Raw genomic sequence first — 15,589 nt, 5'->3', positions numbered from 1 at the left:
CACTGGAGGATGAATGGATTCCGGGCTCGCGCCCAGGCGGGCGCGCCCCGGAATGACGGATGAGAGAGCCATCGTCATTCCCTATTCCGGCGCCGACCGCGTGGCGCCGTCGCGGACCATGGCGTCGATTTCATCGGCCGAGTATCCGATCTCGCGCAAAATCTCCGCGCCGTGCTCGTTGAGCCGCGGCGCCAGCCGCACCGGCTCGGCTTCGGTCTCCGACCAGGTCGCGGTCACCTTCATGCTGCGGATCGGACCTTCGGTCGGATGCGTCACGACCGGAAAGAAGCCGGTCGCCTCCAGATGCTCGTCGTGCAGGATCGAGGCGAGGTCATGCATCGGCATCACCGGCACATCGGCCCTGGTGAGCAGCTCGATCCAGTCCGCCGTGGTACGCGTCTCGAAAATGCGCGCGAGCTCGGCATAGACGACGTCGATATTGGCGGCGCGACCGGCGAAGGTCGCGAACCTCGCATCGGCGCGGAGGTCGTCGCGGCCTGTCGCCTTGAAGAAATTCTCCCACTGCTTGTCGTTGTAGACGATGACGCTGAGATAGCCGTCCGAGGTCTTGTACGGCCTGCGGTCGCGCGAGAGGTGGCGGGCATAGCCGCCCTTGTCGAGCGGCGGCTCGTAAGTGAGCCCGCCCATGTGGTCGCCCATGACGAAGCCGGCCATGGTCTCGAACATCGGGATGTCCAGACGCTGGCCGCGCCCGGTGCGGTCGCGATGCACGAGGCTAGCGCAGATCGCGCCGACCGCGGTGAGGCCGACGATGCGGTCGACCAGCGCGTTCGGCACATAACGCGGCACGCCGTCGCCGGTCTGCGCCATCAGCGCCGGCAACGCGGTCGCGCCCTGGATCAGATCGTCATAGGCGGGTTTTGCGGCATAGGGCCCGTCCTGGCCGAAGCCGAATACGCCGGCATAGACGAGGCGCGGATTGATTTTTGAGACGACGTCATAGCCGAGTTGCAGCCGCGCCATCGCCTGCGGGCGGACGTTGTAGACCAGTACGTCGGCGTCCTTCAGAAGCCGCAGCACGGCCTCGCGGCCCGAGGACTTCTTCAGATCGAGGCAAATCGAGCGCTTGCTGCGGTTGGTGTTGAGGAACACCGGGCCCATACCGGCATGGCGCATCGGGCCGATCAGGCGGGTGACGTCACCGTCGAGCGATTCCACCTTGATGACGTCAGCACCGTAGTCGCCGAGCATCTGGGTCGCATAGGGTCCCATCAGCACGGTGGTCATGTCGATGACCTTGATGCCCTTCAGCGGCCCCATCGTTCGCTCCCGATTGCGCGGGCTCTGGAAGCGGCCCAGCGATTTCGGTCCAGCTAAAGACAGTGGCGCCGCGCGCGCAAGGGCGGCCGGGGTATGGCCGCATGCGCCGCGCGGCGATATCGGCTGCTATTTCTTCTGGCGGGATTCCCGGATCTTGATCAGACGGTCGAGCTCATCGTTCTGCTGGTTGATGCGGTCGGCGATGCGCGACTCATTCTGCTCGCCCGAAGCGGCGGCGGCCTGCTCGATGAGCTGGCGGATATTGTCCTCGAGGATCGCGATGCGATCGTTGAGTGCGTCCATCGAGAGTGAATCTTCGTATTCAGTGCTCATGATGCATTCCCTGCAAAATCAATTAGAGCATTAAGGGGGCCGCGCGGGCCCACCATGATCTAACGCAAAGAACCTAATGCGTAGGGTGGGTTAGCCGAAGGCGTAACCCACCACTGTCTGCCTCCGCGGAGACAAAAGAGGTGGGTTACGCCGCGGACTGCACTTCGTGCAGCCGCCAGCTAACCCACCCGACGTGACCCTACTTCAGCGGCTCCAGGACGGAGACGTAGTTGGCGACGGCCGCGCCGCCCATGTTGAAGATGCCGCCGAGTTTCGCATTCTTGAGCTGCATGCCCTCGGGCGCCTGCCCTGCCAGCTGCATTGCGGTCATCACATGCATGGAGACGCCGGTGGCGCCGATCGGATGGCCCTTTGCCTTGAGGCCGCCGGACGGATTGACCGGCAGCTTGCCGTCCTTGAGGGTCCAGCCTTCCTTGATGGCACGGGCGCCCTGCCCCTTCGGCGTCAGGCCCATCGCCTCGTATTCGATCAGCTCGGCGACGGTGAAGCAGTCATGGGTCTCGACGAAGGAGAGATCGGACAGGGTCACGCCCGCCTGCTCCAGCGCGCGCTGCCAGGCGACCGTGCAGCCCTCGAACTGCAGGATGTCGCGCTTGGACATCGGCAGGAAGTCCTGGGCATGCGCGGTGGCGCGGAAGCCGATCGACTTGCTCATGCCCTTGGCGGTCTCGGCATCGGCCAGCACCAGGGCGGCGGCGCCGTCGGAGACCAGCGAGCAATCGGTGCGCTTCAGGGGGCCGGCGACGTAAGGATTCTTCTCGCTCTCGGCGCGGCAGAAGTCGAAGCCAAAATCCTTGCGCATCTGTGCGAAGGGGTTGGCGACGCCGTTCTTGTGGTTCTTGGCCGCGATCAGCGCCAGCGCATCGGACTGGTCGCCGTATTTCTGGAAATAAGAGCTGGCGATCTTGCCGAACACGCCGGCGAAGCCGCCGACGGTGTCGCCGTCCTCAGGCAGATAGGACGCCTTGAGCAGGTTCTTGCCGATCTCCGGCCCCGGCGTCCGCGTCATCTGCTCGACGCCGACGACCAGCACGATTTTGGCCGCACCTGCGGCAATCGCGCGCAGGCCCTGGTGCACCGCGGCGGAGCCCGTGGCGCAGGCGTTCTCGACGCGGGTCGCCGGCTTGAAACGCAGCTTCGGGTCGGCCTGGAGCACCAGCGAGGCGGTAAAATCCTGCGGCGAGAAGCCCGCATTGAAATGGCCGAGCACAATCTCGTCGACGTCGGAGGCCGAAATGCCGGCATCGGCCATCGCCTCATTGGCGACGCGGGTGACGAGGCTTTCGACGGTTTCGGTGTCGAACTTGCCGAACGGCGTATGCGCCCATCCGACGATGCTGGCGGTCATGGTCTCTTCTCCCTGAGGTCTTTCACCTGAGCTAAGTCTTAGCGCAGGGATGGCAAGACTTCACGCGGCTTTCAGGGCCTGGAGGGTGCGCTGGCAGATGGCAGTTATGCCGGCCCAGTTCCCGGCCCTGATCTCCGCCGTCGGGCACAGCCAGGAGCCGCCGACCGCCACGACGTTCGGCTCGGCGAGCCAGGTCGCCGCATTGGCCTCGCCGACCCCGCCGGTCGGGCAGAACCGCACGTTCGGGAACGGACCGCCCAGCGCCCGCAGACCCTTGATGCCGCCGGCCTGCTCGGCCGGGAAGAACTTTGCGACGTCGAAGCCATAGGACAGCGCCATCATCAGCTCGGATGCCGTGGCAATGCCCGGCGCGAACGGCAAGGAGCTGTGGGCTGCGGCCTCGAGGAGATCGGGGGTCAGGCCCGGGCTGATGCCGAACGCGACACCGAGCTTCTCGACACGGGTGAAGTCGGCCGGATTGAGGATCGTGCCGATGCCCACGATCGCCTCGGGGACTTCGGCCATCATCGCCCTCGCCGCCTCGATCGCAACGGGGGTGCGCAGGGTCACCTCCAGCGTGCGGACACCGCCGGCCACCAGCGCACGCGCCAGCGGCACGGCATCCTGGATACGCTCGATGGTGAGGACGGGAATGACGGTCGCGGCCTTGAACAGCGCGACGAGGTGGTTCTGTTGGGCAGACGTGGTCATGGGTCTCGATTCATTTGGTCGCTTGTTACTTGGTCGCCTGGCGAGAGGCCGCCGGCCGGTGCCGCTTCTTCGGCGGCATGGCATAGCCCGGAATGATGGCGCCGGGATAGCAGATCACGAGGCTGGCGAGGCGATGTCCGGCCAGGGCGGCCTCGACCGGTTCCGAGCCGGCGAGCCGGGCGGCGATATAGGCGGCGGCGAAGCTGTCGCCGGCGGCGGTGGTGTCGACCACGGGCTTGGTCATGGGCTCGGCGCGAACCTCGTGGGTTCCGCCGGGGAAGCGCAAGAGGCTGACCGGCTCGGCCAGGCGGAACACCAGCTCCGGGCTCGGGATGCGCGCCATCAGCTGCTCGTGGCTTTCGCCGGGATAGAGCGCGAGCAAATCCTCGGTCGAGGTCAGCACGATGTCGGCGGCCGCAAACGCCGCGACGAACACCTCGCGGGCGACGTCGCGATCCGGCCAGCCGCGTGCGCGAAAATTGGTGTCAAACACGAAGCGGGTGCCGAGCAGGCGCGCGCGCTTAATCGCCGCGAACAGACGATCGCGCCCGGCCCCATCGTAGATCGAGAGTGTGATCGCAGAGAGATAGACGACGTCGTAGCTCATCAGCGAGTTGAGCAGCTCGTCGGTCTCCGGCAGGCTCATGAGCTGGCGCGCCGCCGCGCTGTCGCGCCAGTGGAAGAACTGGCGCTCGCCCTTGGCATCGGTCTGGATCATGTAGAGGCCGGGCAGCTTGCCCGGCAAGCGAACGACGCGCCGTGTGCCGACGCTCTCCGCATGCCAGGCCGCGATCATCTCATCGCTTAGGGCATCGTCGCCGAGCGCGGTGAGATAATCGACCTTGACGTCGAGCCGCGCCAGATACACGGCCGTGTTGAGGGTGTCGCCACCGAAGCCGCGCGAGTACAGGCCACCGCCATGCCCATGCCCGTGTCCGGCAGAGGCGCCCCCTTGCGCCTGCCGGAGCTCGACCATGCATTCGCCGATGCAAGCAACGCTCGCCATCGTCATTTCCACGCTGTTCATCGGTTAGGTCAGGCGACGAAGTTGCCGCCGAGCTCGTCTTCGATGTGAATGCGGATGATATCGTCGAAATTCTTCTCGGCGGTGGTGAATCCGAGCTCGCGCGAGCGCTTTGCATCGAAATTGCGCGGCCAGCCGCCGACGATGCCGACGATGAAGGGATCGGGCTCGCGCTTGATGCGGGCGGCGACCTTTTCGCCGGCAACCCGCTTCAACGCCGCGATCTGCTCGCCGACGGTGGCGGACAGGCCCGGCATGGTCAGGTTGCGGCGCGGGCCGACGGCGGCGAGGTCCATGGTGCCGGCGTGGAGCAGGAAGCCGACCGCGGAGCGCGGCGTGGCGTGCCAGTGGCGGACGTCCTCGGAGACCGGGAGCACCGCTTCCTTGCCGGCCAGCGGCTCACGCAGGATGTTGGAGAAGAAGCCCGACGCCGCCTTGTTGGGCAGGCCGGGCCGGATGCAGATGGTCGGCAGGCGGATGCCGATGCCGTCGAGGAAGCCGCGGCGCGAATAGTCGGCGAGCAGCAATTCGCCGATCGCCTTCTGGGTGCCGTAGCTGAGCAGCGGGGTGTGGAAGAACTCGTCGCCGATCGCATCCGGGAACGGCGCGCCGAACACCGCGATCGAGGACGTGAACACCACGCGCGGCTTGTAGCCGCCGCCGACGAGCCTGATGGCGTCGAGCAGCATCCGCGTGCCGTCGAGATTGATGCGGTAGCCCTTGTCGAAATCGAGCTCGGCCTCGCCCGAGACGATCGCGGCGAGATGGAAGATCGCATCCGGACGACCTGCGATCAGCTTCTCGGCCGCGCCCGGGACTGCGAAATCACCCGAGACGGTCTCGACCGGGAAGCCGGCCTTCTCCGGCTTCTTCGGCTCAACCACGTCGTGCATGGTGAGTTTCGTGATGTCGCTCTTGCCGAGCCGGCCGTCGCGCAACAGCCGTTCACAGAATTTGCGGCCGACCATGCCGGCGGCGCCGAGAACCAGAATGTGCAAGAGCTCAACTCCTTCTTATTGGCCGGAACGCGCCGCTCCTGGCGCACCCTCGGCAAGCCCCGCGATCATTCCTTCACGGCGCCGGTCATCGCCGACACATAATGCTCCACGAAGAAGGCGTAAAGGATGACGAGCGGCAGCGAGCCGGCCAGCGCACCCGCCATCAGCGAACCCCAGCGGTAGATGTCGCCATCCACGAACTCGTTGACGATCGCAACCGGCACCGTCTTGTTGCTGGTCGATTGCAGGAAGGTCAACGCATAGATGAACTCGTTCCAGCACAGCGTGAAGCAAAAGATGAAGGCCGAGATCAGGCCGGGGATCGCGAGCGGCAGCACGATCTTGATCAGAATCTGCCAGCGGCTCGCCCCGTCGATCAGGGCGCATTCCTCGAGCTCGAACGGGATGGTCTTGAAATAGCCCATCAACAGCCAGGTCGAGAACGGGATCAGGATGGTCGGATAGGTCAGGATCAGCGCCAGCGGCGAATCGAACAGGCCGTACTGGAACACGACGGTGGCGAGCGGAATGAACAGGATCGACGGCGGCACCAGATAGGCGAGGAAGATCAGCCCGCCGACCAGATGGGCCCCCTTGTAGCGCAACCGCACGATGGCATAGGCGGCCAGCACGCTCGCGAAGATCGAGAGCACCGTCGCGCAGACGGCCACGTACATCGTGTTCCAGAGCCAGTGCGGATAGTAGCTCTCGAACAGCAGCTTGTGGAAGTGCTTGAACGTCGGGCTCCAGGTCCAGAACGGATTGTACCTGTCGAGATCGAGCAGTTGCTCGTCGGGCTTCACCGACGTCAGCGCCATCCAGTAGAACGGGAACAGCAGGACGATGACGATGATCGCGAGCGGCAGATAGAGCGTCACGATCCGGCGTGGCACCGACTGCAGATAGCTCATGCCCTCGCTGTGATCGGCCGTAGGCGACGAGCCCGACAGCACATTCTTGAGATCGATGGATCTGGTGGGCAGGTCAGTCATTGCTCTCTCCCTGCTGCCACTTGCGGCGCTGCAGGCCGAACCAGGACACCATGATCGCAGCGAGCAGGAACGGAATCATGGCACTGGAGATCGCGGCCCCCTCGCCGAGCTGCCCGGCGATGATCGCGCGCTGATACGACAGGGTCGCCATCAGATGGGTGGCGTTGACCGGGCCGCCGCGGGTCATGGCCCAGATCAGCTGGAAGTCGGTGAAGGTGAACAGCACCGAGAAGGTCATCACGACAGCGATGATCGGCGTCAGCAGCGGATAGGTGATGTACCGGAAATTCTGCCAGCGCGTGGCGCCGTCGAGCGTTGCGGCCTCGTAGAGCGACGGCGACACCGTCTGCAGGCCTGCCAGCAGCGTGATCGCCACGAACGGCACGCCGCGCCAGATATTGGCGAAGATCACGCAAATGCGGGCCCAGGTCGTGTCGCCGAGGAAGTTGATGTTCTGGTTGATCAGGCCGAGATGCTTCAACGACCAGGAGATGATGGAGAACTGCGAGTCGAAGATCCACCAGAACGCCAGCGCAGAGAGCACCGTCGGCACGATGAAGGGGATCAGGACCATCGCGCGCAGCATCGCCTTGAACGGCATGTTCTCGTTCAGCAGCAGCGCGAGATAGAGTCCGATCGCGAATTTGAGGGCGCTGGCGACAAAGGTGTAGAGCAGCGTGTTGAATACCGACAGCCAGAAGATCGAATCGTCCCACAACCACTCATAGTTCTCGGTGGCGACGAAGTGCCCGACCCTGCCGATACGGGTGTCCGTGAAGGACAGCCAGATGCCGAGCCCCAGCGGATAGGCCAGGAAGAAGATCAGGAACGCCATGGCCGGCACCATGAACCAGAAGCCGAGCCAGTTGCGATTGTGTTTGAGCTGGGTCCAGGCGCTAGCCTCGCTCATCTGAGGCTTGGCCCGGGGAATTGCGACATCAGCCATGCCCGATATCCTTGATCGAAATGTTGACGAGCGGGCGGCCGGATGGCCGCCCGCTCCGTGACCGTCAGCGATAGATGCGCTTCAGTTGCCGTTCGGCTTCCACCATCGCGCCCTTGGCGTCCTTCGAACCGGTGCAGTAGTTGGCGAACATGTCGACGACGATGAAGTCGGCGATCGCGGTCGCCGCCTTCTCACCGACTGTACCGATGCCGGAGGCCGGCAGCGTGCGCTTGGAAGCCAGCGAGAACACGGTGTTCTTGGGATCCGCGGTCCAGACCGGCGCCGATTCATAGGCATTGAGCGTCTGGGTCAGATAGCCCTGCGCGCCGTCGAGCCACTTCTCGTAATTCTCTTTCTCCAGCATGAAGGCGATGAAGGCCTTTGCCGCATTCGGATATTTCGTGAAGTTGAAGGCGAGAATCGGAAATGCCAGCTGCAACTCACTCGGCTTGCCGACCGGACCGACCGGATGCAGCGCGTGATAGGTGTCCTCGGCCAGTTCTTTCTTGGTGGGGTCGGTCTTGGCGGCGACATAGATCGAAATGCCGTTGAGGGTGCAATAGAGCTCACCGGCCAGGTACGCCTTGTTGTTGGAGGAGTCGTTCCAGGACGGCGTGCCCGGGATGAAGGTGTCGTACAGCGCCTTGGAATACTCCAGTGCCTTCGCGGTCTCAGGCGAATTGATGATGATCTTGTCGTTCTGGTCGACCGTGTAGGCGCCGTGCCCCCAGAGGATCCAATGCAGCCAGGCGTTGGCGTCGCCGCTGGCGTGTCCGAGCGCGTAGCCAGCCGGCGTATTGTTCGCCTTGAGCGCCTTGCACATCTCCAGGAAGCTCGGGAAATCCTTCGGAAACTCCTTGAAGCCCGCCTTGTCGGTCGCCGACTTCCGGTAGGTCATGTAACCACCGTTGGTCGCAACAGGGATGCCCAACCAGTCATCGCCAAGCTTGCAAGTCTTTGCTGCAGCGTCCGTCCAGCCGCCATATTTCTTGCCGAGGTAGTCGGCGACGTCGTTCATTTTCAGGACTTTGGTGGGGAACAGCTGCGGCAGCGTGTGCAGGCCCCAGGCGACGTCGAGGCCGGAGCCGGTGTTGGCCGCAACGGATGCTTTCGGCTGCACGTCCTCGAAGGACTCGCTGAACACGTTCATTTCGACGCCGGTCGCCGCCTTGAATGCCGCCACCATCGCGTTGAACGCATCGTCTTCCGCCGGCACGAAGCGCTTCCACCGCATCACGGTCAGCTTGGCGCCCGGCTCCGCCTTCCAGGGCGCGCTCTGTGCCCAGGCCCTGGCGAAGTCGAACAGTGCCGGCCCGGTCAGCATGCCGGTCGCAGCCAGAGCCGTTCCGCCTTGAAGCAGAGCCCGGCGGGTAAAGTCTTGCATGTTGTCCTCCCTGTGATGCTTTTTGTTGTCTTATGCCTTGTCGTCTTATGCGCTAGGCGTTCATGCGCTTGCCCGTCGCATCGTCGAACAGATGGACCAGCGACGGGTCGGGCTTCAGCCGCACCTTGTCGCCCGGATTGAACTGGTGACGCTCGCGGAAGACGGCCACGACCTGCTCGCCGCCGAGCTTGGCGAATACCTGGGTCTCCGAGCCGGTCGGCTCGACCACGATGATCTCGGCCTCGGCGCCGTCATCGGCGATGGTGAAATGCTCGGGCCGCACGCCGTAGACGGCGGGACGGCCGTCGGAGGCCGTCGGCGCAGTCTTGAGCGGCAGCTTGACGCCGTTCGGTCCCTCGAAGGTCGCAGCGCCGTTGACGCGCACATGACCCTTGAGGAAGTTCATGGCGGGCGAGCCGATGAAGCCGGCGACGAACTGGTTCTCCGGCTTGTCGTAGAGCTCGAGCGGCGTGCCCATCTGCTCGACGATGCCGTCATGCATGACGACGATCTTGTCGGCCATGGTCATGGCCTCGATCTGGTCGTGGGTGACGTAGACGGTGGTCGTCTTCAGCCGCTGGTGCAGCTCCTTGATCTCGGTGCGCATGGCGACGCGCAGCTTGGCATCGAGGTTCGACAAGGGCTCGTCGAACAGGAAGACCTGGGGATCGCGCACGATGGCGCGGCCCATGGCGACGCGCTGGCGCTGACCGCCGGAGAGCTGGCGCGGATAGCGATCGAGCAGCGGCGACAGCGCGAGGATCTCGGCGGCGCGCTTGACGCGCTTGTTGATCTCGTCGGAGCCGGCATTCCGCAGCTTCAGCGAAAAGCCCATGTTGTCGGCGACCGTCATGTGCGGATAGAGCGCGTAGTTCTGGAATACCATCGCAATGTCCCGCTCCTTGGGCTGGACATTGTTGACGACGCGGTCGCCGATCGAGATCGTGCCGGAGGTGATGTTCTCGAGGCCTGCGAGCATGCGCAGAAGCGTCGACTTGCCGCAGCCGGAGGGGCCAACCAGAACGACGAACTGGCCGTCCTCGATCGGAATCGTGACGCCGTGCAGGACTTCAAAATGGCCGAACGATTTCCGCACGTCGCGGATTTGCACAGACGACATCTAGCTCCCTCCTCCGACTCAGGCAGCGCAATCCTCGCGCCGCCACCGTCTTGTTTTTCTGAACTTCGCCGAACGAAGCCCACCCTTAGCAGGCGACATTGTCGGCAGTTTGCGCGGCTTTGGCAATTTGTCTTTGGTTAGTCGTTGCTGGTAGCGCTGTCAACGTTCCTTTGTTTGCGGCAGTGACTGTGTTAAGAGCAGCAAATGGGTCGAAAACGCACCAAGTCAGGCAAAATCCGGCTGGCGGAAGTCGCCGAGCTTGCCGGCGTGAGCCCGATTACGGCGTCCCGTTTCTTCCGCAATCCCGAAGCGCTGTCGGTCGCCAAGCGGACGCGGGTCGAAAGCGCCGCCAAGGAGCTCGGCTACGTGCCGAACCTTGCGGCACGCGCACTGGCCTCGCAGCGCACCGAGGTGATCGGTGTCTTGATTCCGTCACTCACCAACAACGTGTTTTCCGACGTGCTGCGCGGCATCTATGACGCCTCCGAAGGCAGCCGTTACTCGATCCAATTGTCCAATACACGCTACAGTATTCTCCAGGAGGAGAAGCTGCTGCGCCTGTTTCTGGCACAGAAGCCGGCCGGACTGATCGTCACCGGCATCGACCAGACCGCGGAATCGCGCGCGATGCTGGAGGCGGCCGACTGCCCGATCGTGCAGATCATGGAGATCGGGCCCAATCCGGTCGACATGATGATCGGCTTTTCCCACTATGATGCAGCACGCGCAGCGATCGCGCACCTGTTCGCGCAAGGTCACCGCAAGATCGGCTTCGTCGGCGCGCGCATGGATCCCAGGGTGCAGCGGCGGCTGGACGGATATGTCTCCGCCATGAAGGACGCCGGCCTGTTCGAGCAGCGCTTCGTCGTCACGACGGCGACGCCGACCTCGGTGACGCTCGGCGGCGCCCTGTTCACCGATCTGTTGGCGCGCGAGCCCGACCTCGACGCGGTGTTCTGCGCCAATGACGACCTTGCGCTCGGCGTGTTGTTCGAATGCCGCCGCCGCGAGATCGGCGTCCCCGAGCAGATCGCGATCGTCGGCTTCAATGACCTCGAATTCATGGCCTCGGCCGTCCCCACCCTTACCAGCATCCGCACCAACCGCTACGAGATGGGCAAGACGGCCGCCACCATGCTGATCGAGGCGATCGAGGGACGCCGCCCTGAGCAGCCGGTGCTCGACCTCGGCTTCAAGGTGATCGAGCGGCAAAGCTCGTCGTCGCGGCACTCGGACAACAGGCCAGCCGTATCGGGCGGCGGTGCAGCGAACAAAATGGTAGCGTTACCAAGCAGCCATGACTAGTATCGAACTTGTGAGGAAACGACCCGCCAACGGGCAGGCAGACCATTGCTCACGCCGTTGGGCATCGCACAAGCCGACAGCCCAAAATCTACGCCGGTGACTGACGCCAGTGCGTTTGCATTGCAGGAGAAAACAACAATGACAAAAAAGCCAACCAATGGGCACGCGCCCGGCAACGGCACCCGCCGCCACCTTCGCTCGCAGGAATGGTTCAACAACCCGCATAATCCGGGCATGACCGCGCTCTATATGGAGCGCTATTTGAACTACGGCCTCACCCGGGCCGAGTTGCAGTCCGGCAAGCCGATCATCGGCATCGCCCAGACCGGCAACGACCTCTCCCCCTGCAACCGCCACCATATCGAGCTCGCCCACCGCGTCCGCGAAGGCATCCGCGAGGCCGGCGGCATTGCGATGGAATTCCCGACCCACCCCATTCAGGAGACCGGCAAGCGCCCGACCGCCGCGCTCGACCGCAACCTCGCTTATCTCGGCCTGGTCGAGATCCTCTACGGCTATCCGCTCGACGGGGTGGTGCTGACCACCGGTTGCGACAAGACGACGCCCGCCTGCATGATGGCGGCGGCGACCGTGAACCTGCCCGCGATCGTGCTGTCGGGCGGCCCGATGCTGAACGGCTGGCACGACGGCGAGCGCACCGGCTCGGGCACCATCGTCTGGAAGTCGCGCGAGCGGCTCGCCGCCGGCGAGATCGACTATGAAGAGTTCATGGAGATCGTGGCCTCCTCGGCGCCTTCGGTCGGCCATTGCAACACCATGGGCACGGCCTCGACCATGAACGGGCTGGCCGAAGCGCTCGGCTTCTCGCTGCCGGGCTGCGCGGCGATCCCCGCCCCCTATCGCGAGCGCGGCCAGATCGCCTATGAGACCGGCAAGCGCATCGTCGAGATGGTCTGGGAAGACCTGAAGCCCTCGGACATCCTGACCCGCAAGGCGTTCGAGAACTGCATCGTGATCAACTCGGCGATCGGCGGCTCGACCAACGCGCCGATCCACATCAACGCGCTGGCCCGCCACATCGGCGTCGAGCTGTCGATCGACGACTGGCAGAAGGTCGGTCACGACGTGCCGCTGCTGGTCAACATGCAGCCGGCCGGCTTCTATCTCGGCGAGGAATTCCACCGCGCCGGCGGCGTGCCGGCGGTCGTGCGCGAGCTGATGAAGCACAAGCGCATCCATGAGGACGCCGTCACCGTCAACGGCCGCGGCATCGGCGAGAACTGCAAGGATGCGCCCAAGCCCGACAACGACGTGATCTGGGCCTACGACAAGCCGCTGGTGAAGGATGCCGGCTTCCTGGTGCTGAAGGGCAATCTGTTCGATTCCGCGATCATGAAGACCTCCGTGATCTCCAAGGAGTTCCGCGATCGCTATCTGAGCAACCCGAAGGACCTCAACGCCTTCGAGGGCCGCGCCATCGTGTTCGAGGGCCCGGAGGATTATCACGAGCGGATCGACGATCCCGCGCTCGACATCGACGAGCGCTGCGTGCTGTTCATCCGCGGCACCGGGCCGATCGGCTATCCCGGCGGCGCCGAGGTCGTGAACATGCAGCCGCCGGCGGCGCTGATCAAACGCGGCATCCTGTCCCTGCCCTGCATCGGCGACGGCCGCCAGTCCGGCACCTCGGGCTCGCCGTCGATCCTGAACGCCTCGCCGGAAGCCGCCGCCAATGGGGGCCTTGCGGTCCTCAAGACCGGCGACAAGGTGCGTATCGACCTCAACAAGGGCAGCGCCAACATCCTGATCTCGGACGAGGAGCTGAAGAAGCGCCATGCCGAGCTCAAGGCCAGTGGCGGCTTCAAGCATCCGCCGAACCAGACGCCGTGGCAGGAGATCTACCGCAACACCGTCGGCCAGCAATCGACCGGCGCCTGCATGGAGCTCGCCACGCGCTACCAGAACGTCGCCGGCACTTTTGGTGTGGCGCGGGATAATCACTGACAACTGTCATTCCGGGGCGCGACGCAGTCGCGAGCCCGGAATCCATTGATCCACCGCCGCTGTGGCCCGATGGATTCTCAGGTGCGCAATTGCGCACCGTAGTTCGCGCCAAGAGGCGCGCCCCGGAATGACGACAGAAAATTCAGAGGAGAGAAAAATGGCAGACCGCCTCAAGGGCAAGCGCGCCGTCGTCACGGCTGCGGCAGCAGGCATCGGGCGCGCTTGCGCCATCGCGTTCGCGCGCGAAGGCGCAACAGTGATCGCCACCGACATCAACGAGGCCGGCATCGCGGGCCTGACCAAGGAAGGCATCGCCGAGGTCGCCAAGCTCGACGTTCGCAACACCGCCGACGTCAACGCCTTTGCCAAGCGCGTCGGCAAGATCGACATCCTGCTCAATGCGGCCGGCTTCGTGCACCACGGCACCATCCTGGAGTGCTCGGAAGAGGACTTTGATTTTTCGTTCGACCTCAACGTCAAGTCGATGCACCGGACCATCAGGGCCTTCCTGCCCGACATGATTGCGGGCGGCGGCGGCAGCATCGTCAATATCTCGTCTTGCGCGGCCTTGAGGCCGCCGGCCAACCGCTACGTCTACAGCTCGTCGAAGGCGGCGGTGTCGCTGCTGTCGCGCGCGGTCGCGCTCGACTTCATCACCAAGGGCATCCGCTGCAACTCGATCTGCCCCGGCACGGTCGAGACGCCCTCGATGCTCGACCGCGCAGCCGCGCAAGGGCCGCAGGGCAAGGAGATGTTCATCTCCCGCCAGAAGATGGGCCGGCTCGGCACCGCCGAGGAGATCGCATCCATGGCGGTCTATCTCGGCAGCGACGAGAGCGCCTTCACCACCGGCGTCGACCTCGTCGTCGACGGCGGCTACATGCTCTGATCAACTCCTCATCCCGAGGAGGCGCGACAGCGCCGTCTCGAGGGATGGGCCACGGGCTCTATGGTTCGAGACGCGCGCCAAGTGCGCGCTCCTCACCATGAGGGATAGATAAGGGGATTTCTCGATGAACAAGATCGACCTCAACGGCCGCGTCGCTGTCGTCACCGGCGGCGCGCAGGGCTTTGGCCGCGCGATCACCGAGCGCTTCGTTGCATCAGGCGCGAAGGTCGCGATCTGGGATTTCGATGCCGCGCTGGCTGAGAAAGCCGCAAAGGAGATCGGCGGCGAGACGAAGGTCTTCAAGGTCGACGTCACCGACACCGCGGCCGTCGAGCAGGCGCGCGACGCGACGCTGGCCGCCTTCGGCAAGATCGACATCCTCGTCAACAATGCCGGCATCGCCGGCGTCAACAAGCCGGTCTGGGAGACTGATCTGGAGGAATGGCGCAAGGTTCTGCGCATCAACCTCGACGGCCCCTTCATCGTGAGCAAGGCGATCGTGCCCGCAATGCTCAAGCAGAAATACGGTCGCATCGTGAACATCGCCTCGATCGCCGGCAAGGAAGGCAATCCGAACGCGGCGCACTATTCGGCGTCCAAGGCCGGCCTGATCGCGCTGACAAAGTCGCTCGGCAAAGAGCTCGCCGCGCACGACATCCTCGTCAACGCAGTGACGCCGGCCGCGGCCAAGACCGCGATCTTCGACCAGATGACGCAGCAGCATATCGACTTCATGCTGTCGAAAATCCCGAAGGGCCGCTTCGTGCTGGTCGAAGAGCTCGCCGCGATGGTGGCCTGGCTTGCCTCGGCGGACTGCGGCTTCTCCACCGGCGCCGTGTTCGACATCTCTGGCGGACGTGCAACCTATTGAGGCGGTCATGATCCGAGAAGGTGGATGCCTGTGCGGCGCGGTGCGGTTCAAGGCGGAGGGCGAGCCGCTCAACGTCCGCATCTGCCATTGCCGCATCTGCCAGAAGGCGATGGGATCGCCCTATTTTGCCCGCGCGCAATTCGATCAACGCGCGCTCACCGTCGAGGGCGAGACCGCTCGCTACGCGTCGTCCGAAAACATCGACCGTGTGTTCTGCAAGCGCTGCGGCACGCGGCTGTTCGCCTGGCGACGCAACGGCACGCTGGCGGGTGTTTCGCTCACGACCTTCGACGACCGCAACGCCTTTGCGCCGACCGAGCACATCTGGGTGAGCGAGAAGCTCGCCTGGGTGAAGCTCGATGACGGTCTGGTGCAATATCAGGGGACGATCCCGGCCTGAC

General features: G+C 64.4%; 15 protein-coding genes. 5 read left to right on the top strand and 10 right to left on the bottom strand.

Annotation, left to right across the window (positions count from 1 at the left end):
* Positions 1 to 81: 81 nt before the first annotated feature.
* The 10 genes from GGD63_RS30110 to GGD63_RS30065 all read right to left on the bottom strand — a co-directional run bounded on the left by GGD63_RS30110 (position 82) and on the right by GGD63_RS30065 (position 10,158).
* Positions 82 to 1,281 carry a CaiB/BaiF CoA-transferase family protein gene (locus GGD63_RS30110; protein WP_183247381.1) on the bottom strand — a complete coding sequence of 400 codons (1,200 nt, stop codon included), beginning with the start codon at positions 1,279 to 1,281 and terminating at the stop codon, positions 82 to 84.
* Positions 1,282 to 1,407: 126 nt separating this feature from the next.
* Positions 1,408 to 1,614, bottom strand: coding sequence for a hypothetical protein (locus tag GGD63_RS30105; protein WP_183247379.1), 207 nt, complete (start codon positions 1,612 to 1,614; stop codon positions 1,408 to 1,410).
* A 199-nt stretch (positions 1,615 to 1,813) separates the two neighbouring features.
* Positions 1,814 to 2,983, bottom strand: coding sequence for an acetyl-CoA acetyltransferase (locus GGD63_RS30100; protein ID WP_183247377.1), 1,170 nt, complete (start codon positions 2,981 to 2,983; stop codon positions 1,814 to 1,816).
* Positions 2,984 to 3,043: 60 nt separating this feature from the next.
* Positions 3,044 to 3,694, bottom strand: a complete 651-nt coding sequence (eda, locus tag GGD63_RS30095; RefSeq protein WP_183247376.1) for a bifunctional 4-hydroxy-2-oxoglutarate aldolase/2-dehydro-3-deoxy-phosphogluconate aldolase — start codon at positions 3,692 to 3,694, stop codon at positions 3,044 to 3,046.
* Between the two features lie 25 nt (positions 3,695 to 3,719).
* Positions 3,720 to 4,700: a sugar kinase gene (locus GGD63_RS30090; protein WP_183247375.1), complete on the bottom strand. Its 981-nt coding sequence runs from the start codon at positions 4,698 to 4,700 to the stop codon at positions 3,720 to 3,722.
* A gap of 29 nt (positions 4,701 to 4,729) precedes the next feature.
* Complete coding sequence (gene denD / locus GGD63_RS30085; RefSeq protein ID WP_183247373.1) at positions 4,730 to 5,716, bottom strand: D-erythronate dehydrogenase; 987 nt, start codon at positions 5,714 to 5,716, stop codon at positions 4,730 to 4,732.
* 65 nt (positions 5,717 to 5,781) lie between these two features.
* Positions 5,782 to 6,708: a carbohydrate ABC transporter permease gene (locus GGD63_RS30080; RefSeq protein WP_183247371.1), complete on the bottom strand. Its 927-nt coding sequence runs from the start codon at positions 6,706 to 6,708 to the stop codon at positions 5,782 to 5,784.
* Positions 6,701 to 7,618 carry a carbohydrate ABC transporter permease gene (locus GGD63_RS30075; RefSeq protein ID WP_409334104.1) on the bottom strand — a complete coding sequence of 306 codons (918 nt, stop codon included), beginning with the start codon at positions 7,616 to 7,618 and terminating at the stop codon, positions 6,701 to 6,703. The genes GGD63_RS30080 and GGD63_RS30075 overlap by 8 nt, the downstream gene beginning before the upstream one ends.
* A 100-nt stretch (positions 7,619 to 7,718) precedes the next feature.
* Positions 7,719 to 9,038 carry an ABC transporter substrate-binding protein gene (locus GGD63_RS30070; RefSeq protein WP_183247367.1) on the bottom strand — a complete coding sequence of 440 codons (1,320 nt, stop codon included), beginning with the start codon at positions 9,036 to 9,038 and terminating at the stop codon, positions 7,719 to 7,721.
* Between the two features lie 52 nt (positions 9,039 to 9,090).
* Positions 9,091 to 10,158, bottom strand: a complete 1,068-nt coding sequence (locus GGD63_RS30065; protein ID WP_183247365.1) for an ABC transporter ATP-binding protein — start codon at positions 10,156 to 10,158, stop codon at positions 9,091 to 9,093.
* A gap of 204 nt (positions 10,159 to 10,362) precedes the next feature.
* Here GGD63_RS30065 and GGD63_RS30060 point away from each other — a divergent pair, with 204 nt between their 5' ends.
* The 5 genes from GGD63_RS30060 (at position 10,363) to GGD63_RS30040 (ending at position 15,588) form a co-directional block, all read left to right on the top strand.
* Entirely contained in the window at positions 10,363 to 11,463 is a 1,101-nt protein-coding gene (locus tag GGD63_RS30060; RefSeq protein ID WP_183247363.1) for a LacI family DNA-binding transcriptional regulator, read from the top strand.
* A 138-nt stretch (positions 11,464 to 11,601) separates the two neighbouring features.
* Positions 11,602 to 13,428, top strand: coding sequence for an IlvD/Edd family dehydratase (locus tag GGD63_RS30055; RefSeq protein WP_183247361.1), 1,827 nt, complete (start codon positions 11,602 to 11,604; stop codon positions 13,426 to 13,428).
* Positions 13,429 to 13,585: 157 nt separating this feature from the next.
* On the top strand, positions 13,586 to 14,317 hold the full coding sequence (locus GGD63_RS30050) for an SDR family oxidoreductase (RefSeq protein ID WP_183247357.1): 732 nt from the start codon (positions 13,586 to 13,588) through the stop codon (positions 14,315 to 14,317).
* Positions 14,318 to 14,441: 124 nt separating this feature from the next.
* The gene (locus tag GGD63_RS30045; RefSeq protein ID WP_183247355.1) at positions 14,442 to 15,188 is read left to right on the top strand and encodes an SDR family NAD(P)-dependent oxidoreductase; all 747 of its coding nucleotides are present in this window, start codon (positions 14,442 to 14,444) and stop codon (positions 15,186 to 15,188) included.
* Between the two features lie 7 nt (positions 15,189 to 15,195).
* Positions 15,196 to 15,588 (top strand): GFA family protein, encoded by a 393-nt coding sequence (locus GGD63_RS30040; protein ID WP_183247352.1) that lies wholly within the window; start codon positions 15,196 to 15,198, stop codon positions 15,586 to 15,588.
* Position 15,589 lies beyond the last annotated feature (1 nt).

The organism is Bradyrhizobium sp. cir1 (genome assembly GCF_014198245.1).
Taxonomy (GTDB): Bacteria; Pseudomonadota; Alphaproteobacteria; order Rhizobiales; family Xanthobacteraceae; genus Bradyrhizobium.
This window is presented reverse-complemented; position numbering and strand designations above follow the sequence as displayed.

Bases quoted from the DNA above. Each gene is read 5' to 3' on its own strand.
- GGD63_RS30110 (WP_183247381.1), bottom strand. From the start codon at position 1,281: ATGGGGCCGCTGAAGGGCATCAAGGTCATCGACATGACCACCGTGCTG.
- GGD63_RS30105 (WP_183247379.1), bottom strand. From the start codon at position 1,614: ATGAGCACTGAATACGAAGATTCACTCTCGATGGACGCACTCAACGAT.
- GGD63_RS30100 (WP_183247377.1), bottom strand. From the start codon at position 2,983: ATGACCGCCAGCATCGTCGGATGGGCGCATACGCCGTTCGGCAAGTTC.
- eda (WP_183247376.1), bottom strand. From the start codon at position 3,694: ATGACCACGTCTGCCCAACAGAACCACCTCGTCGCGCTGTTCAAGGCC.
- GGD63_RS30090 (WP_183247375.1), bottom strand. From the start codon at position 4,700: ATGGCGAGCGTTGCTTGCATCGGCGAATGCATGGTCGAGCTCCGGCAG.
- GGD63_RS30080 (WP_183247371.1), bottom strand. From the start codon at position 6,708: ATGACTGACCTGCCCACCAGATCCATCGATCTCAAGAATGTGCTGTCG.
- GGD63_RS30075 (WP_409334104.1), bottom strand. From the start codon at position 7,618: ATGAGCGAGGCTAGCGCCTGGACCCAGCTCAAACACAATCGCAACTGG.
- GGD63_RS30070 (WP_183247367.1), bottom strand. From the start codon at position 9,038: ATGCAAGACTTTACCCGCCGGGCTCTGCTTCAAGGCGGAACGGCTCTG.
- GGD63_RS30065 (WP_183247365.1), bottom strand. From the start codon at position 10,158: ATGTCGTCTGTGCAAATCCGCGACGTGCGGAAATCGTTCGGCCATTTT.
- GGD63_RS30060 (WP_183247363.1), top strand. From the start codon at position 10,363: ATGGGTCGAAAACGCACCAAGTCAGGCAAAATCCGGCTGGCGGAAGTC.
- GGD63_RS30055 (WP_183247361.1), top strand. From the start codon at position 11,602: ATGACAAAAAAGCCAACCAATGGGCACGCGCCCGGCAACGGCACCCGC.
- GGD63_RS30050 (WP_183247357.1), top strand. From the start codon at position 13,586: ATGGCAGACCGCCTCAAGGGCAAGCGCGCCGTCGTCACGGCTGCGGCA.
- GGD63_RS30045 (WP_183247355.1), top strand. From the start codon at position 14,442: ATGAACAAGATCGACCTCAACGGCCGCGTCGCTGTCGTCACCGGCGGC.
- GGD63_RS30040 (WP_183247352.1), top strand. From the start codon at position 15,196: ATGATCCGAGAAGGTGGATGCCTGTGCGGCGCGGTGCGGTTCAAGGCG.